Here is a 2,371-nt window from a genome sequence, read left to right on the forward strand (position 1 = left end):
TGTTTATTGCAAAATAAAAGTGCAGAGCTTTGCAAAGAAAAAATGCAGAGACCTGCACTTATTTTGTTAGGTGCATAAAAAAAGACTTGCCAGCCACCCCAAGTCCCTCTACTGTAATTGGTGTCGAATCAATACAGAGTGGAGGAAAAGAAAGGATGCTAGCAATGTCTGATATTAAGTGTATCAAACACTTACGAAATAACAAAGGACTATCTATATCAAAGATTCAGGAAACATTAGGAATTAACTGGCGTACTGCAAAGAAATATGCAGATGAAGATCAGATACCTACACCGAAAATTAAAGTTAAGGAAGGAATGATGTACGAAGGAAAATGGGGAGAGATTGTTTCAGATTGGTTATTAGAAGATAGTAAGCTGAAGAAAAAATTACGTCGTACAAAAAAGCAATTGTTCGACGAACTCCAAAATTTAGGGTTTCAAGGGTCATATAGAACAGTCTGCTACTTTATTTCTGATTGGGAGAATAACCATAACAACGACGGAACTGATAAAGGGTTCGAACGTCTAGAACATCCACCTAGTGAGGCACAAGTTGACTTTGGAATCATGGAAGCTGTTAAGGATGGCGAGTTTGTAGATATACATGCACTAGTCATGTCATTTCCGTATAGTAATACAGGTTTCGCAGTTCCGTTACCATCAGAAAACCAAGAATGCTTTCTCCACGGACTAAACATATTGTTTAAACAGGCTGGAGGTGCTCCTAGGAAAATCAGAATCGACAATTTAACACCAGCTGTGAAGAAAACAAGATCCAAGTTAGAAGAAGCTCAATTAACTGACGCTTTCATACAATTTCAAAACTACTATGGATTTGAAGTACAGGTGTGCAATCCTCGTAGTGGTCATGAAAAAGGTAATGTAGAAAATAAAGTTGGGTATGTTCGATATAACTTCTTCAGTAGCTCTCCTGTTATGAATAGTTTTGAAGATTTAACGGAAACACTTCGTGTTCAGCTACTAGAGGATAGAAAAAGGCTTCACTACGAGAAAGAAGTTATGATCGAAGATCTATGGAACCAAGAATCTAAGTTTTTATTAGAATTACCCGAAAAAGAATACCCAGTTTTTAAAGAAATTGAGACTAAAGTTAACAAATATAATGAAGCTCAATTGGATAAAGTTATGGTACATATTCCTAGAGCAGCGAATTATCCCAGCATCTACTTTATACTAACCTGGGATAGATTTAAGGCCGTTTCTCCTGACGGAGAAATCTTACATGAAGACTATAGACCTTATATGAATTATAAAAGAGCGATTCCATGGGTTTCTGTTATAAAAGATTGGATTAGAAAACCAAGAGTTGTTGCTTACTCAAGATATCAGAAGTATTTACCAGGAAGAGTTAAAGATTACTTAATGGTTGATAACTTAGTTTTACGCCAAGATAGACTTAAAGAGTTAGTTAGTCTTCTTGTCACTCATGATATGAAAAGAATAAATGAGGAATTTTATGACCTAATTTCTGATACAAACGGTGACCCATATGGAGTTAATTGGACTCTGTACGATTCATTAGCACCTACGGTAACGGGAGTGATAAAAGATGAGTGAAGCTATACGTTCTATGTGTAAATCCCTAAGACTGGCTTATGTAGCAGATATATATGAGAACATACCATTTGAGACACCCGAACAATTCATAGAATCGTTGTTTTCTGAGGAATTTCGTCTAAGGGAAAAGGCGAAAATACAAAGATTGATAAAAAATGCGAAGTTTTTAGATTCAAAGAGTATAAGTACTTATGAATGGCATGAACAAATTAGATTTCCTACACAATTAGATAAAGAATCATTACTAAGCCTTTCATTTATTCAAAAGCAACAAAATGTGGTACTGATAGGGTCGCCGGGAACGGGCAAAACCCATTTAGCAACAGGATTGGGCCGTAAGGCTTGTGAGGTGGGTTTTGAGGTTAGATTCTACAGAGTTTCTCATCTAATCGAGCAATTGGAACAAGCTTTAAGGCATAAGAGATTGGAGGCGTTTAGGAGGAAATTTGAAAAAGTTGATATGGTCATATTAGATGAAATGGGATACCTTCCTTTTAGCAAGGAGGGTTCCGAACTTCTTTTTCATTTAATTGCGGAGTGGTATGAACAAAAGAGTTTAATTATTACTTCAAACCTAGAATTTAGCCAATGGAACAGAATTTTTACTGATTCTAGATTAACGGCTGCTTTAGTGGATCGCTTAATTCACCATGCCCATATTCTTACATTTTCAGGTGAAAGCTATAGACTTACTAACGCTTTATCAAAATCCCATTAAATAGGTTTAAATTGGGTGGCAAAACTCTGCATTTTTCATTGCATTTTTCTGCACTTTTTTATTGCAAAATACA

At 35.8% G+C, this 2,371-nt stretch carries 2 protein-coding genes; both read left to right on the plus strand.

Annotated elements, in window-relative coordinates; genetic code table 11:
* The first annotated feature begins 155 nt into the window (after positions 1–155).
* Complete coding sequence (istA, locus tag MLE14_RS22070) at positions 156–1,580, plus strand: IS21 family transposase (RefSeq protein WP_243300518.1); 1,425 nt, start codon at positions 156–158, stop codon at positions 1,578–1,580.
* Positions 1,573–2,298: an IS21-like element helper ATPase IstB gene (gene istB, locus MLE14_RS22075; protein ID WP_243300519.1), complete on the plus strand. Its 726-nt coding sequence runs from the start codon at positions 1,573–1,575 to the stop codon at positions 2,296–2,298. Before istA ends, istB begins: the two co-directional genes overlap by 8 nt.
* The last annotated feature ends 73 nt before the right edge of the window (positions 2,299–2,371 follow it).

This window comes from Bacillus litorisediminis (assembly GCF_022808645.1).
Classification (GTDB): domain Bacteria; phylum Bacillota; class Bacilli; order Bacillales; family JC228; genus Bacillus_BF; species Bacillus_BF litorisediminis.